23 protein-coding genes are annotated in these 26,831 nt (G+C 68.6%); 9 read left to right on the top strand and 14 right to left on the bottom strand.

Going from position 1 to position 26,831, the window contains the following annotated elements:
* Positions 1-8: 8 nt before the first annotated feature.
* Positions 9-1,034: an L-idonate 5-dehydrogenase gene (locus RBS12_RS05030; protein WP_307964983.1), complete on the bottom strand. Its 1,026-nt coding sequence runs from the start codon at positions 1,032-1,034 to the stop codon at positions 9-11.
* Between the two features lie 110 nt (positions 1,035-1,144).
* Here RBS12_RS05030 and RBS12_RS05025 point away from each other — a divergent pair, with 110 nt between their 5' ends.
* The 4 genes from RBS12_RS05025 to RBS12_RS05010 all read left to right on the top strand — a co-directional run bounded on the left by RBS12_RS05025 (position 1,145) and on the right by RBS12_RS05010 (position 5,605).
* Positions 1,145-2,464, top strand: coding sequence for an isochorismate synthase (locus RBS12_RS05025; protein WP_307964982.1), 1,320 nt, complete (start codon positions 1,145-1,147; stop codon positions 2,462-2,464).
* Between the two features lie 386 nt (positions 2,465-2,850).
* On the top strand, positions 2,851-3,792 hold the full coding sequence (locus RBS12_RS05020) for an ABC transporter substrate-binding protein (protein ID WP_307964981.1): 942 nt from the start codon (positions 2,851-2,853) through the stop codon (positions 3,790-3,792).
* Between the two features lie 5 nt (positions 3,793-3,797).
* Positions 3,798-4,802, top strand: a complete 1,005-nt coding sequence (locus tag RBS12_RS05015) for an amino acid ABC transporter permease (protein WP_307964980.1) — start codon at positions 3,798-3,800, stop codon at positions 4,800-4,802.
* Positions 4,799-5,605, top strand: a complete 807-nt coding sequence (locus RBS12_RS05010) for an amino acid ABC transporter ATP-binding protein (RefSeq protein WP_307964979.1) — start codon at positions 4,799-4,801, stop codon at positions 5,603-5,605. The genes RBS12_RS05015 and RBS12_RS05010 overlap by 4 nt, the downstream gene beginning before the upstream one ends.
* Positions 5,606-6,465: 860 nt before the next feature.
* On the opposite strand, the gene RBS12_RS05005 is transcribed toward RBS12_RS05010, so the two are convergent.
* Together RBS12_RS05005 and menD are read right to left on the bottom strand one after the other, a co-directional pair.
* Positions 6,466-7,086, bottom strand: a complete 621-nt coding sequence (locus RBS12_RS05005) for a Pr6Pr family membrane protein (protein WP_307964978.1) — start codon at positions 7,084-7,086, stop codon at positions 6,466-6,468.
* Between the two features lie 51 nt (positions 7,087-7,137).
* Positions 7,138-8,841 carry a 2-succinyl-5-enolpyruvyl-6-hydroxy-3-cyclohexene-1-carboxylic-acid synthase gene (gene menD / locus RBS12_RS05000; RefSeq protein WP_307964977.1) on the bottom strand — a complete coding sequence of 568 codons (1,704 nt, stop codon included), beginning with the start codon at positions 8,839-8,841 and terminating at the stop codon, positions 7,138-7,140.
* Positions 8,842-8,930: 89 nt separating this feature from the next.
* Here menD and RBS12_RS04995 point away from each other — a divergent pair, with 89 nt between their 5' ends.
* Positions 8,931-11,648: a glucosidase gene (locus RBS12_RS04995; protein WP_307964976.1), complete on the top strand. Its 2,718-nt coding sequence runs from the start codon at positions 8,931-8,933 to the stop codon at positions 11,646-11,648.
* Here the strand turns inward: RBS12_RS04995 and RBS12_RS04990 are convergent.
* The 3 genes from RBS12_RS04990 to RBS12_RS04980 are packed head-to-tail and all read right to left on the bottom strand — an operon-like array spanning position 11,624 to position 14,253.
* Positions 11,624-12,706 (bottom strand): o-succinylbenzoate synthase, encoded by a 1,083-nt coding sequence (locus tag RBS12_RS04990; RefSeq protein WP_307964975.1) that lies wholly within the window; start codon positions 12,704-12,706, stop codon positions 11,624-11,626. The two genes, RBS12_RS04995 and RBS12_RS04990, sit on opposite strands and share 25 nt — an antisense overlap.
* Positions 12,703-13,419 (bottom strand): M50 family metallopeptidase, encoded by a 717-nt coding sequence (locus RBS12_RS04985; RefSeq protein WP_307964974.1) that lies wholly within the window; start codon positions 13,417-13,419, stop codon positions 12,703-12,705. The genes RBS12_RS04990 and RBS12_RS04985 overlap by 4 nt, the downstream gene beginning before the upstream one ends.
* A gap of 42 nt (positions 13,420-13,461) precedes the next feature.
* Positions 13,462-14,253 carry a TIM barrel protein gene (locus RBS12_RS04980; RefSeq protein WP_307964973.1) on the bottom strand — a complete coding sequence of 264 codons (792 nt, stop codon included), beginning with the start codon at positions 14,251-14,253 and terminating at the stop codon, positions 13,462-13,464.
* Between the two features lie 232 nt (positions 14,254-14,485).
* Here RBS12_RS04980 and RBS12_RS04975 point away from each other — a divergent pair, with 232 nt between their 5' ends.
* Positions 14,486-15,364: a phosphatase PAP2 family protein gene (locus RBS12_RS04975; protein WP_307964972.1), complete on the top strand. Its 879-nt coding sequence runs from the start codon at positions 14,486-14,488 to the stop codon at positions 15,362-15,364.
* Positions 15,365-15,559: 195 nt separating this feature from the next.
* Here RBS12_RS04975 and RBS12_RS04970 read toward each other — a convergent pair whose 3' ends face one another.
* The 5 genes from RBS12_RS04970 to pdhA form a co-directional block, all read right to left on the bottom strand.
* Positions 15,560-17,269, bottom strand: coding sequence for a hypothetical protein (locus tag RBS12_RS04970; RefSeq protein ID WP_307964971.1), 1,710 nt, complete (start codon positions 17,267-17,269; stop codon positions 15,560-15,562).
* A gap of 51 nt (positions 17,270-17,320) precedes the next feature.
* Entirely contained in the window at positions 17,321-18,136 is an 816-nt protein-coding gene (locus RBS12_RS04965; protein WP_307964970.1) for an MBL fold metallo-hydrolase, read from the bottom strand.
* A gap of 67 nt (positions 18,137-18,203) precedes the next feature.
* Complete coding sequence (locus RBS12_RS04960; RefSeq protein ID WP_307964969.1) at positions 18,204-19,730, bottom strand: dihydrolipoamide acetyltransferase family protein; 1,527 nt, start codon at positions 19,728-19,730, stop codon at positions 18,204-18,206.
* Complete coding sequence (locus RBS12_RS04955) at positions 19,730-20,794, bottom strand: alpha-ketoacid dehydrogenase subunit beta (protein ID WP_307964968.1); 1,065 nt, start codon at positions 20,792-20,794, stop codon at positions 19,730-19,732. The genes RBS12_RS04960 and RBS12_RS04955 overlap by 1 nt, the downstream gene beginning before the upstream one ends.
* On the bottom strand, positions 20,794-21,978 hold the full coding sequence (gene pdhA / locus RBS12_RS04950) for a pyruvate dehydrogenase (acetyl-transferring) E1 component subunit alpha (protein ID WP_307964967.1): 1,185 nt from the start codon (positions 21,976-21,978) through the stop codon (positions 20,794-20,796). Before pdhA ends, RBS12_RS04955 begins: the two co-directional genes overlap by 1 nt.
* A 125-nt stretch (positions 21,979-22,103) precedes the next feature.
* Here pdhA and RBS12_RS04945 point away from each other — a divergent pair, with 125 nt between their 5' ends.
* Entirely contained in the window at positions 22,104-22,556 is a 453-nt protein-coding gene (locus RBS12_RS04945; protein ID WP_307964966.1) for an Lrp/AsnC family transcriptional regulator, read from the top strand.
* Positions 22,557-22,647: 91 nt separating this feature from the next.
* Here the strand turns inward: RBS12_RS04945 and RBS12_RS20205 are convergent, their stop codons facing one another.
* Complete coding sequence (locus tag RBS12_RS20205) at positions 22,648-24,036, bottom strand: DUF222 domain-containing protein (protein WP_373886489.1); 1,389 nt, start codon at positions 24,034-24,036, stop codon at positions 22,648-22,650.
* A 617-nt stretch (positions 24,037-24,653) separates the two neighbouring features.
* Between RBS12_RS20205 and RBS12_RS04930 the strand changes: the two genes are divergently transcribed.
* Positions 24,654-25,118, top strand: coding sequence for a hypothetical protein (locus tag RBS12_RS04930; protein ID WP_307964963.1), 465 nt, complete (start codon positions 24,654-24,656; stop codon positions 25,116-25,118).
* 342 nt (positions 25,119-25,460) lie between these two features.
* Positions 25,461-25,673 carry a hypothetical protein gene (locus RBS12_RS04925; protein ID WP_307964962.1) on the top strand — a complete coding sequence of 71 codons (213 nt, stop codon included), beginning with the start codon at positions 25,461-25,463 and terminating at the stop codon, positions 25,671-25,673.
* Positions 25,674-25,833: 160 nt separating this feature from the next.
* On the opposite strand, the gene RBS12_RS04920 is transcribed toward RBS12_RS04925, so the two are convergent.
* Together RBS12_RS04920 and RBS12_RS04915 are read right to left on the bottom strand one after the other, a co-directional pair.
* A complete protein-coding gene (locus RBS12_RS04920; RefSeq protein WP_307964961.1) occupies positions 25,834-26,397 on the bottom strand; it encodes a hypothetical protein in 564 nt (187 codons plus the stop codon).
* 36 nt (positions 26,398-26,433) lie between these two features.
* Entirely contained in the window at positions 26,434-26,790 is a 357-nt protein-coding gene (locus tag RBS12_RS04915) for a hypothetical protein (protein ID WP_307964960.1), read from the bottom strand.
* Positions 26,791-26,831 lie beyond the last annotated feature (41 nt).

Raw genomic sequence — 26,831 nt, 5'->3', positions numbered from 1 at the left:
GCACCGGCTCAGAACTTCAAGAGCACCTTCGACGAGCCCGTGCTGCGGTCCCCCGCGACGCGGAACGCCTCGACGGCCTCCTCGACGGGGAACTCGTGCGTGAGGATCGGCTCGACGTCGAGGCCGTCGGCGAGGTAGTCGAGCGCGGTAGAGATCTCGTCGACGAAGCGGAACGTGCCGCGGTAGTCGATCTCCCGGAACACGAGCTCGGCGAGCGAGACCTCGAGCTTGCCCGCGGGAAGGTTGCCCACCTGGACCACGATGCCGCCGCGCTTGACGGCGCGCAGGACGCTCGTGACGGCGGGCGGGGCGCCGGACGCCTCGAACACGACGTCGGTCGCGGGCAGCTCGCCGCCCTCGGCGAGGTTGACGACGTCGTGCGCGCCCATGCGGCGGGCGACGTCGAGCGATCCGGCGGCCAGGTCGCTCGCGACGACGTGGGCCGCGCCGGCCTTGCGGGCGGCGGCGACCACGAGCACGCCGATGGGGCCGGCGCCGTTGACGAGGACGGTCTTGCCCGCGAGGTCACCAGCGCGATTGACCGCGTGGATCGCGACGCCGAGCGGTTCCGCGACGGCCGCGTGCCGCGTGCTCACGCCATCGGGCACGGCACGGAGCTGACCCGCGGGGATCACCGTGAGGCCCGCGAACGCGCCCTCTGTGTGCGGGTGATAGGCGGCCGAGCCGAGGTAGCGGACGGAGCCGCACAGGTTGGGGCGGCCCGACGTGCAGAACTCGCACTCGCCGCACACGGTCGCGGGGTGGATCGTGACGGCCTGGCCCACCTCGAAGCCCGCGACCTCGGACCCGAGGGCCGCGATGCGCCCGGCCACCTCGTGCCCGAGCACCATGGGCTCGCGCAGAATGCTCAGGCCGGCGGCCCCGTGCTTCGCGTAATGGATGTCGCTTCCGCAGATACCGCCGTACTCGACGGCGACGAGCGCGTCGCGCGGGCCGAGCTCCCGGGACTCGCCCGGATCGATGGGATCGAGGCGCAGATCACCGGCTGCATGGACGACGACGGCGAGGCTCACGGGGCTTCCTCCTTGAAGAACGGGGTTGATCCATTCAAACATTTCTCGCTGAACAGTGTCCAGAGTGCTGAACAGCATGCGGTGCCGCGCGCGCGTACTCTTGATCCATCATGAGCTCCCGTTTGCGCGCCCTCACCCTCGATCTGGGCCCAGTTGATCCGGGCGGCGCAGTCAACTCAGTCGGACTGACCGGAGCCCTCGAACACCCCGACACGCTGTGCTGGATCCGGCGGGGCGAGGGCCACCTGGGCTTCGGGGAGGTCGCCCGGTTCACCGCGAAGGGCCCCGACCGCTTCATCGAAGCCGACGCGTGGTGGAAGCAGCTCACGCTCGACGCCGAGGTCACCGACGCGGTGCGGCACCCGGGCACGGGCCCGCTCGCCTTCGGCTCGTTCGCCTTCTCGCGGACATCGGCCTACGAATCGCGGCTCGTCGTGCCCGAGCTCGTCGTCGGCATCCGGGAGGGGCGCGCGTGGGCCTCACAGCTCACGGCAGACGGAAGCCGGCCAACGCCCGAGAGCCTGCGCGCCGCCGTCGACCGCTGGACGGAGCCGCTTTCCGCCCCCGGCGATCCCACACCAGCCAACGGGACCCGGCTCGCCGTGCGGCCCGGGAGACTCGGCGAGCAGCACTGGATGGCTGCGGTGGCGTCCGGGGTACGGCACATCCGCGCGGGCGAGCTCGAGAAGCTCGTGCTCGCGCGCGACATCGTGGTCGAGGACGACGGCGGGATCCCCCGCGCGCTCGTGCTGCGTCGCCTCGCGTCGGCCTACCGGGACTGCTGGGTCTACGGGGTCGACGGCCTCGTGGGCGCGACACCCGAGATGCTCATCCAGGTCGAGGGCCGCACGGCCCAGGCGCGCGTGCTCGCGGGAACGCTCGACCGCCGTGACGCCGACGGAGCGGGACCCGGCTACGCGCAGCGCGTCCTCGGCGGATCGGCGAAGCAACGGCATGAGCACCAGATCGCGATCGAATCGCTCACGACCGCGCTCGAGCCGTTCGCCGAGGCGCTCAACGCCCACGACGAGCCGTTCATCCTCGAACTCCCGAACGTCTTCCATCTCGCCTCGGACGTCAAGGCCGAGCTCGCCGAGATCGAGGGCCACGTGCCCACGCCGCTCGCGCTCGTCAACGCGCTCCACCCCACGGCCGCCGTCTGCGGGACGCCGACGCAGGTCGCGGGCGAGCTCATCCGCGAGCTCGAGGAGCTCGATCGCGGCCCGTACGCGGGGCCGGTCGGATGGCTCGACGGCGCAGGGAACGGGGAATTCGGCATCGCGCTAAGGGGCGGCGTGATCGAAGGAACGACGGCGGCGCGCCTCTATGCGGGCTGCGGCATCGTGGACGGGTCATCCCCGGAGGCCGAACTCGCCGAGACCTGGGCCAAGTTCCGTCCGATGCTCGAGGCGCTTGGGGTCGAGCGCTAAGCACGCCGTATCCACCCTCACCCGCCAGACCGGCCCAGATTGGTCCGGCCAGCCAGACGGCGACAGGCCGAGCATGAGCGCGGCGGGCATCGCACCACCCCCGGAGTGATCCAAGCCACAGAATTCGTGACTCTCAACGATCTTGAGACACAGATGAAACAATTGCTCGCTACGCTCATGCGGGATCTGGCCACCTTGGGCCTCACCCGGAGGTCTGGGATTCCAGACGTTCGATCGCCAAGCGAGCTTGATTCCGAGGCTTCATTGTTGTCCAATGGTGAAACATAAGTTGCCTGTGATGCACATCTCACCCTGGCGGGGGCAAGGGTAAGATTGGGCGTCGCTTATCATCCCCGACCCTGCACCACCAAGTTAAAGGTAGAGATATGACTTTCTCCGCGAAGCTCGCCGCCAAGGGCGCAGCCGTCCTCGCGATCGGTGCCCTTGCGCTCACCGCCTGCACGAACGCCTCGGAGACGGGCGGCGGCGCCAAGCCGAGCGCCTCCGGCTCCGCGGGCACCAGCTTCGATCCGAGCTCGATCCAGAAGGACGATTCGCTCGCCTCGCAGGTGCCGGCCGCGCTCAAGTCGAAGGGGACTCTCACGGTCGGCTCCGATACGACGTACGCGCCGGCCGAGTTCCTGGGCGGCTCGGACAACCACACCCCGATGGGCTACGACGTAGACCTCGCGAAGGCGATCGGCGCGAAGCTCGGCCTCAAGGTCGACGTCGAGACGGCGGAGTTCACGGGCATCCTGCCCGCGCTCGGCCCGAAGTACGACCTGGGCATGAGCTCGTTCACGATCACCAAGGAGCGCCTCGGCGCGGTCAACTTCGTGAGCTACTTCAACGCGGGCGTCTCGTGGGCGGTCCAGAAGGGCAACCCGAAGAAGTTCTCGGTCGACGACGTGTGCGGCAAGTCCATCGGTGTCCAGACCGGCACGACCGAGGCGGACGAGGTCAAGGCGCTGAGCGACAAGTGCACCGGGGCCGGCAAGAAGGCCGTCGACATCGTCTCGCTCGACAAGCAGACCGACCTCAACACGCGCCTCGTCAACGGCGGCCTCGACGCCATGTCCGCTGACTCGCCCGTGGTCGGCTACGCGATCACCCAGACGAACGGCGGGATCGAGAAGATCGGCGACACGACCGAGGTCGCCCCGGAAGGCATCGCGATCGCGAAGGGTGACACGGCTCTCGCCGACCTCATCCAGAAGACGGTGACGAAGCTCATCGCCGACGGCAGCTACAAGAAGATCCTCGACACGTGGAACAACTCCGAAGGCGCCGTCACCAAGGCTGAAGTCAACCCGTCCGTCTCCTCGTGACTGTCATGACCACTCATCGCGCGGAAACTACTGAAACCGCGAAGCAGGGCGGCGCACCGGAACTCATCAAGGCTGTTCCGGTGCGCCACCCCGGCCGCTGGGTGACGGCCGCCGTCATCCTCATCCTCGTTGCTCTGGCCATCCAGAGCCTCGCCACGAACCCCCGCTTCGGCTGGGGCACCGTCGCGCTGTACATCCGCGATACCACCGTGATCCAGGGCGTAGGGTGGACCCTAGCGCTCACGGTCCTCTCGATGGTCCTCGCCATCGTCCTCGCGGTCGTGCTCTCTTTCATGCGCGAGTCAGACAACCCCATCCTCCGCTGGACGTCGTGGTTCTGGGTGTGGTTCTTTCGGGGCACCCCGGTCTACACCCAGCTCACCTTCTGGGGCCTCGTCATGGTCCTGTACCCAGCGATCTCGCTCGGGATCCCGTTCGGCCCCGAGCTGTTCACGTATGTGCTCTCGGACCCATCGAAGGGCTTCGTACCTGCTGTCCTCGGTTTGGGCCTCAACGAATCCGCATACCTCGCGGAGATCTTCCGCGCCGGCCTGAAGTCCGTGGACAGGGGTCAGATGGAAGCCGCAGAAGCCCTCGGCATGCGCGGGACGAAGGTCATGTGGCGGATCATCCTGCCCCAGGCCATGCGAGTGATCGTGCCGCCGACTGGCAACGAGACGATTGGCATGCTCAAGACAACCTCTCTCGTCCTCGCAGTCCCGTTCACCTACGACCTGACGTTCGCCACGAACGCGCTGGCGAACCGCATCTACCAGCCGATCCCGCTGCTCATCGTGGCCGCGTTCTGGTACCTGCTTGTCACGAGCATCCTCATGGTCGGCCAGCACTACATCGAGAAGTACTACGGCAAGGGCATCGACACCACGACGCGCATCGCCGTCGTCAACCCCGCTGCGGCGAAGGCCGCGGCCGCGGGCGTCGGCGGTGCCGAGATCATCCCCGGCGGCCCGACTGGCGCCGGCGACACCATCGAGGAGAGTGGCCGATGAGCACCCCCGCCACCATCAGGCATGCCGCCCCCGCGCCGACGGCCAAGGAACTGGTCCGCATCGAGGGCGTCCACAAGTACTTCGGCGAGCACCACGTGCTGCGCGGGATCGACATGACCGTGAAGCAGGGCGAGGTCGCGGTCCTGATCGGCCCATCCGGGTCCGGCAAGTCCACGCTCCTGCGCTGCATCAACCATCTCGAGACCATCAGCGCTGGCCGCGTGTGGGTCGACGACGAGCTCATCGGCTACCGCGAGAGGAGCGGCAAACTCCACGAGCTGCATGCAAAGGAGATCGCAACCCAACGCCGCAACATCGGCATGGTCTTCCAGCGCTTCAACCTCTTCGGGCACAAGACCGCCCTCGAGAACGTGATGGAGGCCCCGGTTCAAGTCAAGGGCGAGGACAAGGCTGCGGCCAAGAAGCGCGCCACCGAACTGCTCGAGATGGTGGGCTTGGGTTCGCGCATGCATCACTACCCTGCCCAGCTCTCGGGCGGCCAGCAGCAGCGCGTCGCGATCGCCCGGGCCCTGGCCATGGACCCAGAGCTCATGCTCTTCGACGAGCCCACCTCCGCGCTTGACCCAGAGCTCGTAGGAGAGGTCCTCAACGTCATGAAGGACCTCGCCCGGACAGGCATGACCATGATCGTCGTGACCCATGAGATCGGCTTCGCCCGCGAGGTTGGGGACACCTTGACCTTCATGGACGGCGGCGTCGTCGTCGAATCCGGCAACCCGCGCGAGGTCATCGCCAACCCGCAGCACGAGCGCACGCAGAGCTTCCTCAGCAAGGTGCTCTAAGGGCGGGCTTAGAAGACACGGCAAGACCTGGCCACGCATCCAACCGGATCTGGCCACGCGTTACGCGAGAGGTGGCCACCCGTCGGGAGAACCCCGACGAGTGGCCACCTCTTTTCGCACGCCCGGCCACCTCTCGACCAACCCGTGGCCACCTCTCGACCAACCCGTGGCCACCTCTCATCAAACCCGTAGCCACCTCTCGCCCAACCCGTGGCCACGTCTCGGAACAGTCGACACAAGTGTGGTCATCATGCGGGCGGCAGTTCTACTCAGTTCTCTGGCTGCAGCCTCCAACAACACGCCGTCGCCGAGCAGCCCCTACTTTGCAGAAGATGCACACTCAAAATTCTGGGCCCAACAGTCGTACGATGGTGCATTGACCACCGCTGATCGCTGGGCGCCGTCCGACCATGTCAAGCAAGGGAGCAAGCGTTGAATGAAGGTCGGGTCACGGCCGCAGTTTCCTTTTGGAAGGACGAGGAAGGCTGGGGAGAGCTGATCCTCCCTGACGGAACAAAGTGCTTCGGGCACTTTTCGGTCATCAAGCAATCATCTGGATACCGGGCATTGATGGCGGGTGAACGTGTTGAAATCGAGACCAAATCAGTCTCCCAAGACGAATATAGCTGTATCGCAACACTAATTCATCGGACCTAAATAACGCTCTCTATGTCCGGGGCTCACAAGGGGTCCCGGACATTCCCCTCCCTACCGCTACCCAAACCGGTGCTGCGGCGTGACCGGCTCGCGACCGCCGCACCCGCGCTCGCCCGTCCCCGCGACACGCGGCCGTGCAGAGAGTCCGAAGTTCACGCTGTCGGCTAGACCGGCATCCAACAAGACCTGGCCGGGTCCGCGCCTCAGTAGTCGACGTTGCGATGCAGTTTGTTGCCGAGCCAGAGCATGGCGAGGCTCACTACGAGGAAGCCCACGGCGATGCCGAGGGCGAACACGGCGACGCCGCCCCAGCCGCCGGCGCGAGCCGGATCAATGAACCAATACGGGTACCACCCGACGAAGGCACCGCGGATGAGCGAATAGACGAGGTAGGCCACTGGGTACAGGAGCCACCACCAGAGGTGACGGAGCTCGAGGCGGGCCAACGGCGGCTGAAACAGCCAATCGGCCACCATGACGACGGGCATGACGTAGTGCGTGACGACGTTCACCCAGGGCGCCACGATGCCGACATCCTGGTTCGACAAGAGGAGCCCGAACACGATCCCGACGATCGCGATGGCGATGGTCGCGGTTCCCCGGATGACGTCGTCGGCCTCGGTCGGCCGCCGCCCCACGAACACGCGGTAGCCGCTGATCGCGAGCACCACGGCTGTGAAGACGTTGGAGAGGATCGTGAAGTAGCTGAAGAAGTTGACGATGTCAGCACCACGCTGCACGCCGATGACTAACTGCGTGCCCACGGCTGCGAAGGTGAGGGCCGCGAAGAAGAAGCGTGCCCCCACGAAGATATTCCGCTTCATGGGTCAAGCTTCCGCGAGACGGCGCCGCGGCGCCGTCCGCCACGCCGGAATCTACCGGTACCCGAACCGGTGCTGCGGCGCGACCGACTCGGCGACCGCCGCCCGGACGCGCGCATGCAGACCGCGCAGCCCGGCCCGGTCCACCCGCGCCTCGATGATCTCCCGGCCGCCCGTGCGGGGCGCGGCAAGGGCGGCGGCTGCCTCCGCCGTCGTCCGCACGACCGTGTGCCGGACGCCGTAGGCCGCGGCGAGCGCCCGCAAGTCGGCCTTGTGCGGGGTGCCGAAGAGGCGTTCGACGGCGGCCGCCGCACCAGCGCTCGCCCCGTCGCCGCCGACTCGCCCGTGCTCGAGGAGCCCGAAGATCGCGCCGCCCGCGTCGTTGAGCACGACGATCCGGAGGGAGGGCTCGGCCTCGCCCGTGCCGAGCAGGAGTCCCCCGGCGTCGTGCAGGAACGTGAGGTCGCCGAGGAAGAGGGTCGTGTCCACCCGATTGCCGAGCCAGAGTCCCGTCGCGGTCGAGACGGTGCCGTCGATGCCCGCGAGCCCGCGGTTCGCGAAGACCCGCGACCCGGGCTCCGTGGCCGGGGACGCCGCAAGATCGACGTCGCGGATCCCGTTCGACGAGCCGAGCACGAGTTGGCCGTGCGCGTTCTGCCACACAAGCTGCGCGAGCCGGGGGCCGGAGAGCGGTGCGGCCGCGAGGACGCGGTCCATGGCCTCCTGCGCGGCAGCGCCGGCGAGGAGCCAGGTGTCGAGCCATCCCTCGGCGCCGCGACCGGCGAACTCCGAAAGCTCGTCGAGGTCCGCGATCAGCTGCTCTCGCCGTCGCCCCTCCTCGAACCACGCGACGGGCCGTGGGTGGAACAGGGCGGTCTCGACGTCCGCCCGGGCGAGTAGGGCCGTCACGGGCCGGCTCAGCGTTGGCCGCCCGAACAGCACGACGCGCTCGATTCCCTCCCCCGGATGTGCGTCGAGGAGAACCCGATACGGCCCGACCGCATGCGAACCGAAGCGCGCGTTCGACGACGGCTCCGCCAAAAGCGGAAGCCCGTGCGCCGCCGCGAACGCCTCGGCGAGCGGACCGGCCCCGTGCCCCGCCATGACGACGGTGCGGCGCGGCGGGAGCCCGCCCAGCGCAGCGACCGCCGGCCGCCGGTACGCGAAGCCCTCGGACGGGGGCTGCTCCCACGCACCCGCGGGCGGCGCCCAGCCGTCGGCCGGGACGAGCGGCTCGCGGAAGCACACGTTGAGCTGCGCGGGCCCTGACGGGACTCCCGGGAGGAGCCCCGACGCTGCGCTGAGCGCGGTCCGAACGGCCGACGACGGCGACTCCCCCGCCGCGACCGAGGTCGCGAAGCGCACATGCTCGCCGAAGAGGTCGAGCTGCTCGGTCGTCTGGTTCGCGCCCGTCCCGTGCAGTTCCTCAGGACGGTCGGCCGAGAGCACGATGAGAGGAACCTCGGCGTGGTTGGCCTCCATGACGGCGGGCAGAAGATTCCCGACCGCCGTGCCGCTCGTGGTGAGCACCGCCGTCGGACGCCCCGAGGAAAGAGCGGCGCCGAGCGCGGTGAAGCCGCCCACGCGCTCGTCGATGCGCACTACGAGCTCGAGCAGCCCGCGGCCCTCGGCCTCGGCGAGCGCGTAGGCAAGCGGCGCGCTGCGGGAGCCGGGGCAGACGACAACACGACGGACGCCGCCCACAAGCAGTCCGGAGACCACTTCGCGGGCGGCGTCGAGGGAGCCGAGAGAAGTCACACTTCCATCGTAGGCTTGCGGTCGTGCGTGATCAGCCGCGGGAACCGGCTGATGCGGAGGCCACTGACTGCCGACGGGAGACTATCGCCATGCCGGACACCCTCGAACCCGACACCCTCGTACCCGACACCGCCGAGCACCGCCGCCTCGCAGAATCCCCCGGCGACTCGGACCCTTGGCGCCTCTGGGGCCCGTACGTCGCCGGACGCCAATGGGGGACGGTCCGCGAGGACTATTCGGCCGACGGCGACGCGTGGAACTTCTTCCCGTTCGATCACGCCCATCGCCGGGCCTATCGCTGGGGCGAGGACGGGATCGCGGGCCTGTGTGACCGCTTCGGCTTCCTCAACCTGGGCATCGCGCTGTGGAACGGGCAGGACGATCGGCTCAAGGAGCGCTACTTCGGTCTCACCAACAGCCAAGGCAATCACGGCGAGGACGTCAAGGAGCACTGGTGGCAGCTTGACGCGACGCCGACGCATTCTTGGGCCAAGACCCTCTACCGGTATCCGCAGGCCGCCTATCCCTACGAGGAACTGGTACGCGTCAACGGCTCGCTGTCGAGGGCGGACCCCGAATACGAGCTCGCCGACACGGGCGCCCTGCGCGACAACAGGTTCTTCGACGTCGAGACCGTCCACGCCAAGGCGTCCCCCGACGACGTGTGCATGACGATCACCGCCACGAACCAAGGGCCGGATCCAGCTCCGCTCGACCTCATCGCGCAGCTCTGGTTCCGCAACACGTGGGCGTGGGGCCGCGACGACCGTGTGCCGCAGATCCGGCGGGTGCCGCCGCCCGAGCTGCGCCCGGGCGGCGTGGTCGCCGTCGAAGCGACGCACGGCTTCCTCGGCACCTACCTCCTCGCCGCCCAGACCGACTCGTTGCGCGGAGGAACGCCCGAGGTGATGTTCTGCGACAACGAGAGCAACGACGTCGAACTCTTCGGGGCGCCCAAAAACCGCTCGCCGTTCCCCAAGGATGGAATCGACGCCGCCGTGCTTCGGGGAGACCGTTCGCTCCTCAACCCGGCCGAAACAGGCACGAAGGCCGCGTTCCGCTGGCACTTCGCGTCCATTGACCCTGGTGCGAGTGTGACCGTCCGCCTCCGGCTCACTGGCGAGATGCTCCCGCTCGAGCCGTTCGGTCCGGGTTTCGACGACGTCCTCGCGGACCGCGAACGAGAAGCCGACGAGTTCTACTCGGCGGTCCTCCCGGCGTCGAGCCCTGAGGATGCCTTCGTGGCCCGGCGCGCCTTCGCCGGACTCCTGTGGGGCAAACAGCACTACCGCTACTCGGTCCGCGAGTGGCTCGAAGGCGACCCCGCGTTCCCGCCCCCGCCGCCCCAGCGGCGCGGACCGAACGCAAGGAACACCGGCTGGCGTCACCTCGCCCTCGCGGACGTCATCTCGATGCCGGACGAATGGGAGTATCCGTGGTTCGCGTCGTGGGACCTCGCGTTCCACTGCACGGCGCTCGCGCACATCGACCCGGAGTTCGCGAAGAGCCAGCTCGTGCTCAAATGCCGCGAATGGGCCATGCATCCGGACGGCCAGCTCCCGGCATACGAGTGGGCGTTCGGCGACGTCAACCCGCCCGTGCACGCGTGGGCGGCGTGGCAGATCTACTGCATCGACGGCTCGCGGGACGCGGACTTCCTCATGCGGATCTTCACGAAGCTCCTCCTGAACTTCTCGTGGTGGGTCAACCGCAAGGACGCCGACGGGTCGAACCTCTTCGAGGGCGGATTCCTCGGGATGGACAACATCGGGCTGTTCGACCGCTCGAAGGGCCTCCCGGCGGGCCACCGCCTTGAGCAGTCGGACGCGACGAGCTGGATGGGGTTCTATTGCCTCACGATGATGCGCATCGCGCTCGAACTCGCGCGCCAAGACCGAGTATGGGACGACCTTGCGACGAAGTTCCTCGAGCACTTCCTCGCGATCGCGGAGGCCATGGACACGTTCGGGAGCACGGGAGTCTCGCTGTGGGACGACGCCGACGGCTTCTTCTACGACGTGCTCCTCGCCGGTGACGGGAGCCAGGAGCGCCTTCCCGTACGCAGTATGGTCGGGCTCTTGCCGCTGCTTGCCGTCGCGGTAGCGCCCGAGTGGGCGGTCGACGGGCTTCCCGACTTCGCCCAGAGCCTGCACTGGCTCCAGCGCCACAGGCCTGACGAGACCGAAGCCCTGGTCCGATCCGCGAACGGCTCGCCGCTCACGCTCGCGGTCCTGCACGGCGAGAGGCTCGAACGCGTCCTGGCCCGGCTTCTCGACGAGAACGAGTTCCTCTCGCCGTTCGGCGTCCGCTCGCTCTCGGCGGCCTACCGCGAGCCGTACACCGTCGACGTCGCGGGGCAGCCCATGAGCATCGCGTACCTCCCGGGCGAGTCGGATTCGGGCCTGTTCGGCGGAAACTCGAACTGGCGCGGCCCCGTGTGGTTCCCGGTGAACGTCCTCGTTGCCGACGCCCTCGCGCTCTACGCCGAGGGGGCCGGGGCTGACCTCGCCTTCGAATTCCCGACGGGCTCCGGGACCAAGGTTCCGCTCGCGGACATTGCGCGCGAGCTCGAAGACCGGCTCGTTCGGCTCTTCCGAGCGGACGACGCCGGGCGGCGGCCCAGCACGCCGCGCCACCACCCGTCCGGTCCCCTCTGGGACGCGCACCCGACGTTCAGCGAGTATTTCCACGGCGACACGGGAGCGGGCCTCGGGGCCTCGCATCAGACGGGCTGGTCCGCGCTCGTCGCGCACCTCGTGTGCCGGCAGCCCGTTGCGCGGGTTCAGGATCCCGCGAGCAGCGCGTAGCACCGCCGCAGCCGTTCAAGCCACCATGCGCGGCGCTCGGCCGGGGCGGCGTGCTCGGCAAGCAGTTCCGGGTCCGGCGTCACCGCGCCGGATACCACCGGGGCGACGGGCAGGAAGCCGCCGTCGGGCACCAAGGCCGGCCGGACGACGTCGTACTCGAAAAGCGCGCCCGTGCCGAGCCCGCACGCGTGGGGCAGCTCAGGCAGCGCTGCGGCGAGGGCGACGCCCGCGGACAGGCCGATCGACGTGTCGAGCGCGGAACTCACGACGGCGGGAAGCCCGGCCTCGCGCACGATCGCGAGGGCGCGCCGGACTCCCCCCAGCGGTGCAGCCTTGACGACGATGAGGTCCGCCGCCCCCGCCCGGGCGACGCGGAGCGGATCCTCCGCCTTCCGGACGCTTTCGTCGGCGGCGATCGGCACGGTCATCCCCGCCGCGGCGAGGCGTGCCCGGACGGCCGCAAGACCCTCAATGCCGGCAACAGGCTGCTCGGCGTATTCGAGGCCGTACGGATAAAGGGCCAAGATCGCGGCAACGGCCTCGTCGACGGTCCAGGCCGCATTCGCGTCGATGCGGAGCGCCGCGTCGGGCAGGGCGTCGCGCACGGCGGCGACGCGCGCGACGTCGTCGCCAAGGCCCTGCCCACGCTCGGCGACCTTGACCTTGACGGCGGGCACCGCGCCGTATTTGGCGAGAACCTCCTTCACGCGGTCGGCGGGGACCGCTGGGACGGTGGCGTTGACGGGCACGCGGTCGCGCACGGGCGCGGGGAAGCCCTCCCACGCCGCCTCGATGGCGGAGGCGAGCCAGCGGGAAGATTCGGCGTCGTCGTACTCGAGGAAGGGCGCGAACTCGCCCCAGCCCGCCGGGCCGCGCAGAAGGAGCGCCTCGCGCTCGAGGACGCCGCGGAAGCGCACCGTGAGCGGAAGGCGGACGACGACGGCGCTCGCCTCGAGCTCAAGGCAGGGCGGGAGGGTGGGTGCAGACCGCGGGAGGGTGGGTGCAGACCGCGGGAGGGTAGGTTCAGACCGCGGGAGTCCGGGTCCCGTCGCCGTCATGCCACGACCCTCAGCACGAGCCAAGCCGCCGCCCCGCACGCCCCGATGACGATGGCGAAGGAGAGCAGCCACAACGCCGCCGGAACCCGGGTCTTGCGCGCGAGGATGAAGGCGTCCGAGCTCGCGAGCTCGCGGCGCCGGGCCGTGTGGACGGACACGAGGTTCCACCAATCGCGGGCCGCGCCGAACACGAGCGCGACACCCACGCCGAGCGTGAGGTGACCCTGCAGCTCGGGCGGCACCGCGACGACGAGCAGCGCGACCACGAGGATCGCCCCGCTCAGGATCAGGACGCCTTGGAGGTTGCGGATGAACAGGAACACCGCGACCAGGACGACGACGGCGGCCGAGAGCGCGGCGCGGCCCCACCCTGCCGCGGAGGCCCATACGAGGGCAGCGCCGACGACGGCCGGCGCCGGGTAGCCCCAGAAGCCGAACCACACCGCTCGGCCCCGCCCCATGCCCTGCGTTGTGCCGCCCTGATCCATCCGGAGCATGATTCCGGTGACGCGCATCCCCGTCGCGAGGCCCGCGAACGCGTGGCCGAGCTCATGGACGATCGTGACGAAGCGTCCGAAGAACCGCCACAGGACGGGGATGACGCACAGTGCCGCCGCCCCGGCGACGAGCCACGCGAGCTCGGAAACAGGCACGGACAGGGGCGCCGTGTGGGTGAATCCTTGGACGAAGGCCGTCCACCAATCGTGAAGCATCGCCTCCGACCATAGCGGACGCGGCTGGGAGCCTCCCCCGGATCAGCTGGCCGACGACGACGGTGCGCGGGCAGCAAGCAGGGACAGAAGGGTTCCCGCGTCGTCAACGACCTGCTCGCGCGAATCGTCGACCACGAACTCGAGCATGAAATCGAGGCTCTCCCCGCGCGCCGCCGTCGCTCCGACCACCGCGGCCCACAGCCGCTCGCGGCCGCGGAGCGGATACCGATCCCCGGTCGCAGACCAGCTGAAGCAATGGATTCCGGAGACGAAGGGGGACACCTCGAGGAAGGATTCGAGGGCGGCTGCGTCGTCGAGCCCGACCGCGGGCTGCCAATAGGTGCGGACGTTGGGGCGATCGATGCGCGTGAGCAGATCAACCGTGGATGCCGCGGTATCCGTCGGGGTGTTCCCGTGGTACTCGAGCGCGATCTCGAGGCCGTCCTCTGCCGCGAGCCGGGCGATCCTCTGCGCATCCTCGACGACACGATCCCACAGCGCCGGAGTTGCCCGATCAGACCCTTCTCGGCCGGCCCAGACACGGATGCGCTGCGTGCCGGCCGCCTTCGCCGAGGCCAGGAGCCTGGTGACGTCCTCGAAGTCCCCGAGCCGGCAATAGGACCCGAGCGACATGACCCGCAGCCCCTTCTCGGCGCACAGGCGTGCGGCCGTCCTCGCCTCGTCTGGCCCCGTCACGTGGACGTCGGTGCCCCACTCGATTCCCGTCAGACCGGCATTTGACGCCGTCTCGACGACGTCGGCCAACGAGCGCGAACGGAGCGTGACCGAGCACAGCCCGGCTGATCCAGCCGGGAACGGCCCCTGAAGCGTCATTCTCGAAGCCTAACGCGACGTGCTGCGGCGGCTTGTTCTCCGACGACACCCCGATCACGGCCTCCGAGATCGCCGCGACCCTCGACGGCTCCGCGCGAACCGGTCGGGCCACGGCCGAGGAGAGGCATCCCCAAGCCCGCGCCCAGCCTCGTGTGCCACCCTTGAGGTCATGGCCGCCACCCGAACTCGCCCCGATACACCCAGTCCCCCACGCCCTGTGATGCCAGGCCGCGTGGTACCGCGCCGCGTAGCGCCGATTCGCGACGCCATCGCCGGCCCGGGCCTCTTCATCGTGGCGGCCCTGGCCTCGGCACTCGGCGTGGCCGGAACCTACGGTTTCTTCGTCCGCACGACCACGGGCCAGTACATCGACGAATCCGCCCTCGACGAAGCCATCGGGGTGTACGGAAAGGCCGGCAAGGCCGCCCTCGGCTACCTCGACGCGTTGCCGACCCTCGCCGTCGTCCTCGGCGGGGCCGGCCTGCTCTATGCGGCGATCGTCAAGCGGCGATGGTTCGCGGCCGCCGTCGCCCTTTCCTCCGCCGTGGCGGCCAACATCATCACCCAGGCGCTCAAGGCGTATGTCTTCACGCGGCCGTTCCGGGGCATCGAGACGCTCATGGAGAATTCGCTGCCCTCGGGCCACACGACCCTCGCCGCCTCGGCCGCGGCCGCCGTCTTCCTCGTCGCGTCGCCCGCGAAGCGCCCATTTGTGGCGTTCGCGGGGAGCACGTTCGCGATTGCCGCCGGCGGCGCGACCCTCGTCAACCAGTGGCATCGCCCCGCCGATGTCGTCGCGGCGTTCCTCGTCGTGGCCGCCTGCACGGCGCCTGCTGGGTGGCTCATCATGCGCGTGGGCCGGCGTTGGAACGCGTGGTCGGGCTTCGGCAGCGAGTGGGCCGCCTCGCGCCTCTGGCTCTCGCTCCCCCTCCTCGCGGGCCTCGCCGCCACCGGGCTCGCCGTGTCGATGCTCACGCGGATCGCGCCAAGCACCGGAATAGCAAGCACAACGCACTATTTCTGGACCGGTCTCTCCCTCATCGTCATCAGCGGCTACCTGCTCTGCGTGGCCGGGATGTGGCTCTTCGGGGTCGCGGCGCGCCGCGCGTGAACCAGCCGCGCGGAGCCACATGACGGCGCCGCGAAACCTTCCATTGCGCGCATGAGGACCGGCCGCTACGCTTGCCTTGTCCATTCATTGGACTAATCAGGACCGGCACGACTGCTATTGGGGGCAGCCGTGCCGTTCTTGTCAGCGCCAGCCTTCGCCTCAGCCACAGCCGTCGCCTCAGCGGTAGCCGTCGCCTCAGCGGTAGCCGTCGACAATCGCGGCGGCGATCTCCTTGTAGGCGCGACGGGTCTCGGGGCGCACCGTCTCGAGCGAGACAAGGTCCCCGTCCGCGACGGCCCGATCGTGGGGCACGCTGATGAGGGTCCGGCACATCCCGGCGAGGGTCGCCTCGATCGCCCGCTTGTCGACGCGGCCCGAGACGTCGTCCTTGTCGGTGACCACGACGATCGCGTTCGCGGCCAGCTCGGCGAAACCGTGGGTAGCAAGCCACATGAGGGTGTCCCGGGCCCGTTTGGCCCCACTCACGGCAAAGCCGGAAGCGATGACGACATTGTCCGCGCTCTCGAGAACCCCCCGCATCGAGGGACGGCTCACGCCGGTTCCGCAGTCGGTGAGCGTGACACCGTAATGGAGCGACACGAGCCTGAAGATCCTCTGATAGTCCTCGGCGTGAAGCGAGTCCGAAAGGTCCGGATCCTGCTCCCCGGCGAGGAGACGCAGGCTGCCGACCTCGTGGAGGTACCGGTCGAGCGCGACCCGCGAGTCGTTGTCCCCGAGCTCGCGCACGAGCCGCGTGATGTTCAACTCGTGCTCGGACTCATACGCCCCCTCGCCGAGCGCGCGTTCAATGAGGTCGCCCGCGTCGGGATTCGCGTCGATCGCGCACACGCTGCCGGAGCGGAGATTCGCGAGCGTGAGCCCCACCCCGACCGTCGTCGATGTCTTGCCCACCCCGCCCTTGAGCGAGAGGAACACCGTGTTCCGACTCCCGCCGAGCCGCCGTCGGATCCGTCGATCGAGTTCAGACTCGGCCGCCTCTGCCGAGGTCGGCCCGAAGTTCAGGGCCCCGCCCGTGATGCGGTACAGGAAACCCCTCAAGCCACCGTGGGGCGCGACGCTCGGCGGAGTCTTGACGAAGCCCGCGGGCTGCTCGGCGGGCAGCAGTGTTTCGGCGGGCAGTTGCGTCTCAGCAGGCAGTTGCGTCTCGGCCGGCAGCGGCGTCTCAGCAGGCAGTTGCGTCTCGGCGGGCAGCGGCGTCTCGAACCCGCTCGCGTAATCCGAAAGCCCCAGGGGCTCGGCCGTCGCGGGATGCTCGGTCAGCTGCTCGCGCGCCCATTCCGGATCCCACGGTTCCGGCTTCCCCGGTTCCGACTCCCCCAGCCACTCTGGCTCCCCCAGTTCAGACTCCCCCGGCCACTCCGGCTCCCCTAGTTCCGGTTCCCCGAGTTCCGGCTCCCCGGGTTCCGACTCCCCGGGCCACTCCGGCTCCCCGAGTTCCGACTCCCCTGGCCACTCCGGCACGGCCGTTTCCGCTGCGTCCGGTTCCGGCAGCGCATCCTCGTCCGGGCCGCCGGCATGCGCCGGCCCGCCCACGGCGGCGGGGTCCCGCGCGTCGTCATCACGGGCGACGGCGGATTCCACGGAGGCATTCAACGCCGACATCGGCGGGGCGTCAGGAAGCGGAGGGACGACGGCGCGAAGCGAGCGCGTGTCGGACCCCTCGCCCGGGGCGAACGGCTGGTCCCACGTGAGCTCGGCGTGCTCGGCCCGCGCGGCGTCCTCGGCCTCACGCAGCTTCCGCAACTCGCGTCGTGTCAGCGGCCGAGCACGAGCCTCGCCGGAATCGCGAGCGGAAACCCCGCCGTCGCCCGAGTGCTGCCCTGTCGCGGTCTGCCCCATCGCGGTCTGCGTGGTCTCGGCCTGCTGCGTTTCGTCGTCGACCATCCCGCCCCTTTCGTACCCGACCGCTGGTAACTCTAGTCCAGGCGGCAGGCGCTAGTGCAGGCTGTGGGCCGCCTTGAGGCGCGAGATGAACAGCCTCGACTGCTCCGGCCCGTAGGGGAGGATCGGGATGGCCTTCGTCGCGTCGTTCGGCGATTCGCGCGTGGCCTGGCGCGCGGAGCGGACGGCCATCGCCATGGTCTCGGCCATGGTCCGCACGGTGGCATCCGTGCACTGTTCACCGTGGCCGGGCACAAGGTGCTCGTACCGATGTCGCAGCGCCGAGACATGCCGGAGGACGTCTGCCCACTCCTCGGGGTACGAATCGCCGAACTCGGGGTAGGCGCCTTCTTCGACGAGGTCGCCGCTGAAAAGGGCCGAGGGAGTACCGACGAGGAGGTCGCCGTCCGTGTGTCCGCGCCCGAGGTAGAAGAGCGTGACGCTCTGTCCCCCGAGGTCAACGAGCACCGGCTGCTCCCGCACGATCGCCTGGGGAACAACGATCTCGGCATCCTCGCCCTCGCCAGACGCCATCTCGGGCTCTCGGCCCGCCACCTCCGCGCGGGCACCGTCGCCGGCGGTCGCGATCGTCGCCGCCGCATTCTCGTGCGCCCAGAATTCGGTGGCCCCGGCCGCGCGGAACACGGCGTTGCCGAAGAAGTGGTCGTAGTGCGCGTGCGTGTTGACGACGACGAGCGGCAGCTGCGTCTTCTCCCTCACGGCGTCAAGGATCTCCCGCGCCTGACGCGGTCCCTCACCCGTGTCGATCACGAGAGCCCGGTCGGTCCCGATCACGAGCCCGACGTTGAGCCGAAGTGGCTCAAGGCTGAGCGTGTACGTGTCTCCGCCAAGGTCGCGCCATTGAGCCATCGCGCCATGTCCTAACTTTCGAGACTAGCCAGCCGTTCCGACTGTGGGTCCGATTCTGCCACGCGCTTCAGAGGTCAGCGAGGATGCTGCCCGGGTGTTCGATGGCGTCCGCGACGTACCGCAGGAAGCCTCCTGCAGTTCCGCCGTCGCACACCCGGTGGTCGAACACGAGCGTGAGTTCGACGACCTTGCGCACGGCGAGCGCGCCGTCGACCGCCCAGGGCCGGTCCACGATCCGGCCGACGCCGAGGATCGCCGCCTCCGGGTAGTTGATGATCGCCGCGCTGCCGTCTACCCCGAACACGCCGTAGTTGTTGAGCGTGAACGTGCTGCCGCTCAGATCCGCCGGCGTCGCCTTCCCGTCGCGGGCGACGGCGGTGAGCCGCCTGAGCTCCGCATCGAGGGCTCGGGCGCTGAGCCCGTGCGCCCCGCGGATGCTCGGGACGACCAGACCGCGCTCGGTCTGGGCAGCGAATCCGAGGTTCACGCCGTCGAACGCGACGATCTCCTGGCCGCCGTCGGCCGCCGTCTCGATGCGGGTGTTGAGCTCGGGGAACTTCGCGAGGCCCGCGACGACGAACCGCGCGATGAACGCGAGCAGGCTCGGAGTGTTCTCGGGGTCTCGCCGCTTGAGATCGGCGCGGAGCTCGACGAGTTCGGTTGCGTCGGCGTCGACCCACACGGTCGCCTCGGGAATCTCGGCGCGGCTTCGGGTCATCGCCTGCGCGACGGCCTTGCGCACCCCGCGAATGGGCACGCGCGATGCGATGCCGAGGCCCGTGACGGCGTCCACCGCTGCCGAGATCGGGGCCCCTGCCGCCGAGATCGCGGCCCCTGCGGCCGAGATCGGGGCCCGTGCCGCCGAGATCGGGGCCCCTGCCGCCGAGATCGCGGCCCCTGCCGCCGAGATCGCGGCCCCTGCCGCCGAGATCGGGGCCTGTGCTGCGTGCTCGACGTCCCGACGCATGATGAGCCCATCCGGCCCAGAACCCCTCAGCGAATGCAGGCTGACGCCGAGTTCGCGGGCCGCCTTGCGCACGAGCGGTGACACAACGCGGATGGCTTCCACGGGGGCGCTCGCCTCAGCGGTCGCGGAGGGCGCCCCGCCCGAGGCGGACACGAGGCCCTTGCGGCGTCGAGTCCTCCCGCCCGTCGCGGACCCCGACGTGCCGTAGCCAATCAGGACGTTGCCGGACCCGGAAGCGGCGGCTGCTTGCGGGGCCGTTGTCCCCGCGCGCTCCTCGGTTCTGTACGCTCGGGCAGCAGGCGACCCGACCTCCGCGCCACCCGACCCGACCTCGGCAGCGAGCGCCCCGACCTCGGCGCCACCCGACCCGACCTCGGCAGCAGGCGACCCGACCTCCGCGATGCTGATGAGGGGCCGGCCGACGTCGAGCGTCTCGCCGGGCTGTCCGTGCAGCACGGCAACGACCCCGGCGAACGGCGAGGGCACCTCGACGATGGCCTTGGCCGTCTCCACCTCGACGACCGGCTGGTCCACGGCCACGGAGTCTCCAACGGCCACGAGCCAGCGCACGAGCTCCGCCTCGGTGAGGCCCTCGCCCAGGTCCGGCAGCAGGAATTCGCGCGTCATCAGTCCTCCCACTGGAGCTCGTCGAGGGCGTCGAGGATGCGGTCGACCCCCGGCAGATACCAGTGCTCAAGCTTGGGCGGCGGGAACGGGATGTCGAAGCCGGTCACGCGACGCACCGGCGCGGCGAGCGAATGGAAGCAGCGCTCCTGCACGCGCGCCGTGACCTCCGACGCGACCGACGCGAACCCTTGGGCCTCCGCGACGACGACGACGCGGCCCGTCTTGCGCACCGATGCGCACACGGTCTCGTCGTCGAACGGCACAATCGTGCGCAGGTCCACGACCTCGACCGAGCGACCCTCGGCGGATGCGGCTTCGGCCGCGGCGAGCGCGGGCGGGACCGAGGGCCCGTACGCGATGATCGTCGCGTCCGCGCCCGGACGGACGACGGCGGCGCGGCCCTCGCCCTTTCGGCTGGCCTCGACGTTGGTCGCCTCAAAGTCAGCACGCAGCGCCTCGAGGTCCACGGCCTCCTTCGACCAGTAGAGCTTCTTAGGCTCCATGAAGACGACAGGGTCGTCGCTCGCGATGGCCTCGCGAAGCAGCCAGTACGCGTCCGCGACGCTCGACGGCGTGAAGACCTTGAGCCCCGGAGTGTGGGCGTAGTAGGCCTCGGACGAGTCGCAGTGGTGTTCGACGCCGCCGATCCCGCCCGAATACGGGACGCGGATGACCATGGGCAACGTCACGCGGCCGCGCGTCCGGTTGTGCATCTTGGCCACGTGGCTCGCGATCTGCTCGAACGCGGGGTACGCGAACGCGTCGAACTGCATCTCGACCACGGGGCGCATGCCGTTCATCGCCATGCCGAGCGCCATGCCGACGATTCCGGATTCCGCGAGCGGCGTGTCGAAGCAGCGTTGCTCGCCGAACTCGGCGTTGAGCCCGTCCGTGATGCGGAAGACGCCGCCCAGCTTGGCGACGTCCTCGCCGAAGACGACGACGCCGTCGTCCGCGCGCATTGCATCGGCCATCGCGGTGGTGAGCGCCTTCGCGAAGGTCACGGCCTCGGGGCCTGCTGCGGCGGCCGCCCGTGCGGCGGCAGCCTCGGCTACCGTGCTCATCAGTGCTCCTCTCGGCCCAGGCTGAGGGCGGACTGCTCGTCGCGGGCCAGCTCGTCACGGAGGAAGGCGGCCTGCTCGCGCAGCTGGGGGGTGGGTTCGGTGAAGACGTGGCGGAACAGGTCCTGCGGATCGAGCCTCGGCTCCGCGTTGAGTCCGTCGCGGAGCTGCTGGGCGATGTCCTCGGCGTCACCCGCGAAGGCGGTCTCGGCGTCGTCCGTGAGATGCCCCGTCGAGCGGAGGTAGTGCCGCATGCGGTTGAGCGGGTCCTTGGCCGCCCACGCTTCGACCTCGGCCTGGTTGCGGTAGCGGGTCGCGTCGTCGGCGTTCGTGTGGGCCTGCATGCGGTACGTGTTCGCCTCGACGAGGAGCGGGCCCGACCCCGCGCGGGCGAGCGTCACGGCGCGGTCGAGGACAGCCAGGAGCGCGACAATGTCGTTGCCGTCGACGCGCTCCCCGGCCATGCCGTAGCCGACCGCCTTGTGGGCGAGCGACGGCGCAACTGTCTGGTGCGCGAGCGGTACCGAGATCGCGTACTGGTTGTTCTGGATGAAGAAGACGACCGGGAGATGGAAGACGGCGGCGAAGTTGAGGGCCTCGTGGAAGTCGCCCTCGCTCGTGGCGCCGTCGCCGCACATCGCGAGCACCACGGTGTCCTCGCCCCGGAGCTTCGCGGCGTGGGCGACGCCGACGGCGTGCAGGAGCTGAGTGGTGAGCGGGGTGCTTTGGATGCCGACTTTGTGCGCGTGGGGATCGTAGCCGCCGTGCCAGTCGCCGCGGAAGAGCGTCATCGTCTCGACGGGGTCGACGCCGCGGGTCATGACGGCCACCGAGTCGCGGTACGTGGGGAACATCCAGTCGCCATCGCGCAGACAGAGCGCGGCCGCGACTTGGCAGGCCTCCTGGCCGTGGCTCGACGGGTAGACCGCGAGGCGGCCCTGACGTACGAGCGCGGAGTTCTGGTCGTTGACGCGGCGGCCGATGACGAGCTGCCGGTAGGCCTCGAGCAGTTCGCTGTCGCTCGGGACGGGGTATTGGTGCCCGGGGCTTGAGCCTCGCTGCTCCTCGGGCAGCATCGTTCCGTCCTCGGAGAGGATCTGGATCTGGCCGTGCACCGGGAGCATGTAGTCCTCGATGCTGATCCCGAAGCGCTTGACGGCCTCTTGGGCCTCCGCGGGAATGGTCATGATGCCTCCTCGCAGCATGTGTGTTGACACAAGTATCAATTCCCAAGGTCTTTCGTATCCAGAACTCCCCCGAATCTTGGAATTTTGGAACCATCGAGCCAGAATCTATAGACAAAAGCCCAAGAATGACCCAGATCACAGGAGGCCCCGTGGACGATGTGGACCGCGCCATCCTTGCCCAGCTCACCGAGGACGCCCGCCGATCCGTCACGACCATCGCCGAGAACGTGCACGTCTCGCGAGCGCACGCGTACAACCGCATCGCGAAGCTCCAGGAACAGGGGATCATCACGAAGTACACGGCCCTCGTGGACCCGCTCAAGGCGGGGCTACGGTCGAGCGCCTACGTAACCCTCAAGGTGCGGCAGCACTCGTGGCGCGAACTGCGAGAACAGCTCAAAGCGATACCCGAGGTGCACCACATCGCGCTCGTCGGCGGCGACTTCGACGTCATCCTCCTCGTGCGGGCCGTCGACAACACGGACCTCCGCCGCGTCGTGTTCGACCAGCTCCAGAACATGCCGGGCGTCCTAGACACGCAGACATTCCTCGTGTTCGAGGACCTGGACACAAGGTAGGCGGCAACGAGCTTGGCACGGACGGGACCAGGGCGCCAGCCCGCACCCAGGGCGCCAGCCCGCACCCAGGGCCTCAGCCCGCACGCCGGTGTCAGCTCGCCCGGCGCAAGCGACCATTCTTCCTAAGCACCGACCCTGGGAGCTTGACCGGTGGCGAGTAGTATTCGTGGCCCGTTGGAGTGACGGTGAGAATGTCCCCATGCGTGACATCTCGATCGTCATCGCGAACGCCAACCACCGCTCTTTCCCAGCCGGGCGATTCCTTGGCGTAGTTGCAGGCTTCACAGAGACCTTGGCCGTTTTCAGCGCTGGTCTCACCGCCGACGGCGACCGGAACGACATGATCGATGTGGCGGATAGGAGCATCGCAGTACGGGGTGCGGCAGACCTGATCGCGGATTCTGATGAGGTCGGCCAACGCGCGAGGAAACAGCCTCGATCTCGAATCCATTGCGGCAAGCTCGCCCGCCGACGGATCAAGGAAAAGACGCCTCAGCCACACGCCTGCGAACGCCGCGGCCCCGGGGCCTGTTCCGGGAGCACCTGCCGTAGAACCGGCATCACCCATTCCACCACCGGCTCCCGACGCACCAACGACACCCAACGCACCATCGGTACCCAATGCACCACCGGCGCCGGATGCACCACCGGCGCCCAACGCACCACCGGCACCCAACGCACCACCTGCACCCGACAGGGAGCCGCGGCCCGACCCATCGCCAGATCTGCCGCGCATCCCAACTCCGCCCCGAGCCGTGGCGGCGACCATCCCCCGGGCCTCTGCCGCGGTAATGGTCCCGTACCCCTCGAGGAGGGCGGGTTCGCGACCGCCTCCGAACAGGGAACAGTCCGTCATCACGAGCCCTACCCGAAGCGGCACTGCATCGGCTCTGGCTTGGCCGGTCACGCGCTCAACAAGAGTGTCGGCCGCGACTTGTCCGGCCGTCCGATCATCCCCACGTGCCTTTGCCTCGGTCGCGGCGCGCCGAAGAGCGCCACCCGCGGCGGCGGCCTGCGCGACCGGAAGGATCGCAGTAAGTTGAGCCATCGAATCCGGAAGCCGTCGGATCGTCACGCGGCGAGCCGACTCGGCCTTCCGCACTCGGGCAAGGGCCGCGCCGTCGTCAATCGCATCCACGGACGCACGCACGGCGTCCTGGACACCTCGATCGCCCAAGCCCTCGAGGCGCCGGGGATCCTGACAGAGATCCTCATCGACCACGCCGCGGGCAGCCGGTGAAAGCACCTCGACGCCCTCGGCCACGCAGATCGCGCGGTCCTCGTTGAGCCGCCCGGCCCCGAACGCCGCGAAGGTGTGGGGCATCTCGCCCACGAGCCTCTTCGCCGCAGCCAGAAGTCTCGATCCCCGTGCCGGCGAGACCCCCCGCGCAAGGGCGACCTGAGCGGCTACGGAGCGTTCTCGAGCCCTCGACTCACTCCGCCCGGTCTTGCTCTCAAGCGAGGCGGCCCGGGGATCCATCCCCGCCTCACACAGCTCGGCGAACTCCACTTGGATCCGCGCCTGCTCTGCTGCGGCCGAGGCCTTCAGTCGCTCAAGGGACGCGATTCGATCGATGAGTTCGGGCCCGCTGAGGCCGCTCACCCCGCCTGAGATCGCGAGACGAGACGCGAAGGAATCGATCTCGGCACTGGAGGGGCCCCCGCCACCACCAAGCAGACTCCCAAGGGCGGTGCGCCAGTCTTCCGGACGCGAATCACCGAGCCCTCCGCCCACCGAACGAAGCTCCGTCGAATGCCAGTCCCCCATGCCGACCATGCAGCCAGTCTATCGAAGATTTGTTCGATAAACAAGGACGCTATAGAATATGTGTATGGGGTATCTGCTTTAGCTGAAGCAGGCTGGGGTATGGCCGATTCATCGCCTCAGATGCCACGTGCAGGCGTGGACTACCCCAAAACGTTCGGTCAGTTCTAGGAGTGGTTCAGCACCGACGAGGCCTGCCTCGAGTATCTGGCTACCGGCTCCCCCAACAGGCCACAAACACCGACCCCGCGCCCCTGAGGGACCTGGTGATTCCAGTCGATACCCACGGTTGACTCGATCTGCAGGTCGCTCGACGAGTTATGTTCTCCACTGTGGATAACCAGACGAGGGACCGGGCGCGCGCCATCTTCGCGTGCGAGCAGATGGGCCTCATCCCACCTCACGAGTTGCCTGACTTTGCCACGGAACTCCTAGTCCTGGGGCATGACAGCCCGTCACTTCGCGAACTGGCGGGCCTCCCAAAGGGCGATCGGTCCGACGCCGCAGAGCTGTGGGAAACCGTTCGTGGAGAACTCGGTATCCCCCGCGAGGCCGATGAAGCGGCCCCACGATTCCTCCTCAAACACTGGGCTCGGGAGATTACGGAGGGGAGGCTCGACGTCCTACAAGGGTCGAGGTTGATGCTCCGAGTCGGATGGTTCCCCCCGGGTCAGCCGAAGGAGCTAAACCTCCTGTGGAAGCTCTTGGATGACTGGGACGAAATCCCGCGGCTCCGCGATCAGATAGCCTCTGAACTCCTCGTCTTTGCGCGGGAGCTTCTGCGCAAAGACAGCTGATCCGAGCCGCCGCGCACGGTCGAGGGGTCCGGTCGCAGATTCCAACTACCCGGAACCAGCCCAACTTCAGCTAAGCAGATACCCAATATATGTGTATTAGGTATCTGCGTAGCTGAAGTACGCTTCAGCGGGCCATCAACGCCGACCCCCTGAAAGACCTTGGCATCGCGCACGACGCCGACGAGGAATAGTCAAGGCCTGTGGTTCGGTGGCCTCGGCCTGTACCATCTTTGCTTGCGTGAGGTCTGGGCAGAGCCCGGACGCAAGCGCTGCCCCGCTGAGGAAGGAACCTTGGGGCTGCGTCTGCACCACTGTCCGACTCACCCTGAGGATGGAGAGGGGGTGAGCCATATGGCCGGAACCCTCCTGAATGCCGGCGATGAGATCGATGTCGTCGTCGTGTCTGCCAAGCCGTTCGGGCTCTTCGTTGAGTCTGATTCTGGCGTGCAAGGGCTCGTCCGCGGTGGCAATGCTGCGGTCGGCGCGACCGTGCGCGTGCGCGTCATCGAGTTCGACGCAGCCGAATCACGATTCAGCGCCTTGCTCCTCGACTGACAAAATGGCCCGGTCGGCTACACAAGCCGGCCGGGCCAGCCTTTTGGAAAATGAGCGACGCCGCAACTTCAGCCAAGCAGATACCCAATATATGTGTATGAGGTATCTGCTTAGCTGAAGTGTTCCCGTGGATGCGGACCTGAGCTGAGTGGCAGGGCCGTCAGACTGATGGCGAGCTGCGATCCATGCACTGCTTTTCCATCAGAGTTGGATCGGCTTCACTCACTCGGAACTCGGACTGGCGGGTACCTCCGGTGGGCATTTTTGGACAGGCACCTCCGGTGCCACCGCCGACGGTGGCACCTCGGAGATAGCATCCGAACCCCGGATCGTCTCCGGTTGACCACCAGTCCTTGAATGCCAGGTCCTGCCGCGGCTGCCCCACCCGACCGACCGACGCAGCTGCCGGCTCGGCCTCACCCCTGACGGGCGGCAGGCCCTCGACGCCACCGCGCCAGCCTTCGAAGAATCCCTGACCGACCTGCTCGGCGAACTCAACCCCAGCGTCATCGACACGCTGACGAAGGCTCTCCATGACGCCGAGTCGCACTGACCGGACGCCGGCCCAAATGACCCCACTCCCGCCGTTGCGGATCACTTCAGCCAAGCAGATACCCAACATCTGTGTCTGAAAATAGCCGCCGGACCGAAGCGCGCCGGGGTCCGGTCGATGTGCGCCGCAGATGCCGCGTGCAGGCGTGGAGCATCCGACGACTTCGGGCATTTCGAGCCTGGTACAGCGGGTGGAGCGGTGTGTTGTTCAGACTCGCGGCCAGTCGAAGCTGCTATTGCCCTGGCCGCCTCCTAAGGGGGGCAGTTTGGGGTGGTTGTCCGGGTCGTGGTCCTCATAGTCTCCGCGAGACTCCCTTGTCGACATTCCCGCGAGTGGTCGACGCCGAATCAGAAGCGAGGCGGTCCCAAGTGAGACCGTAGCCAGCGCGCAAAGGATCCCGGCGACGCCGGCCAAGATCACCGTGCCGACCGCCTCGCCGGTTACGACGAGCCAGAAGTCATAGCCCAGCAGGGCCGCGGGCAGCAGGAGGAGCCCCGCCGCCGTCATCAGGTTGTCCGCAAGAGCGAGCCTTCCATTGCTCCCGGCCTTCGGAGCACGCGTCATGAATCCCCCAACCATCACGAGAAACCACCCCCGGGATCCTC

Origin of the sequence: Sinomonas sp. ASV322 (assembly GCF_030908245.1) — a bacterium.
Taxonomy (GTDB): Bacteria; Actinomycetota; Actinomycetes; order Actinomycetales; family Micrococcaceae; genus Sinomonas.
This window is presented reverse-complemented; position numbering and strand designations above follow the sequence as displayed.